This is a genomic window from Micrococcus sp. ACRRV (assembly GCF_022346985.1).
Lineage (GTDB): Bacteria > Actinomycetota > Actinomycetes > Actinomycetales > Micrococcaceae > Micrococcus > Micrococcus porci.
Genome location: NZ_JAKRNH010000222.1, coordinates 1 through 736, shown reverse-complemented (window position 1 = coordinate 736; position 736 = coordinate 1). Strand labels below are relative to the sequence as shown.

The following is a 736-nucleotide window of genomic DNA, read 5'->3' as shown; positions in this document are numbered from 1 at the left end:
GTCTCACGCTCCCCCGTGAGGGTCGTCACGGGGGAGCGTGAGACAATCACCCGTGAGATCAGTGCCGGCGACGTGGTCCACCTGCGGGGAGACGTGCGCCGCGGAGGCTGAGCGCCCGGCCACCGCCGTGGCGCCCCGAGCGAGCGAGGAGGTGGACCCGATGCGGCTGGAGCCCGGTGAGCAGGTGGTCGTCCGCACGCGCAGCCACCCCCGGGTCCTGGTCAGGACGGCCGCCCGGCTGACCGGCACCGCCTTCCTCCTCGGCCTGGCGATGGGCCTGCTCGCCCGCCCTGGCCTCCCCTCCCCGCTGCGCGCCGCCGTGCCGTGGCTGGAGGCCGTCGTCTGGGCCGCGGCCGTGGTGGCCGTGCTCGTGGGGGTCGTCCGCCCGCTGCTGCGCTGGGCCACGCGCGCCACCGTGCTCACGTCCGAACGGCTCGTGCAGCGCCCCGGCCTCGGCGCCGGCCCCGAGGCCGCGATGCCCCTGGTGAGCATCGCCGACGTCCAGCGCCGCCGCCGCGGCGCCTCCTCCGGCGACCTGCACATCCTGTTCCAGGACCCGCTGCGCCAGGTGTACTGGCGCCTGGCGGACGTCCCCGAGGCCGAGCGGTTCGAGCAGGTGCTCGCCGAGACCACCCGGGCGGCACGCGACCGCGCCCGCCCTGCCATGCCCGCCTGGGGAGGAGCACTTTGACCCGCGACACCCACCACGACGCCGTCCCCGAGACCGCCCCCCTGC

At 76.9% G+C, this 736-nt stretch carries 1 protein-coding gene; it reads left to right on the top strand.

What is annotated here, in order from left to right:
* Positions 1-160: 160 nt before the first annotated feature.
* Positions 161-691, top strand: coding sequence for a PH domain-containing protein (locus MHY29_RS12210; protein ID WP_239241592.1), 531 nt, complete (start codon positions 161-163; stop codon positions 689-691).
* Positions 692-736 lie beyond the last annotated feature (45 nt).

Excerpts from the sequence above, each read along its gene's own strand:
- MHY29_RS12210 (WP_239241592.1), top strand. The coding sequence starts at position 161 with ATGCGGCTGGAGCCCGGTGAGCAGGTGGTCGTCCGCACGCGCAGCCAC.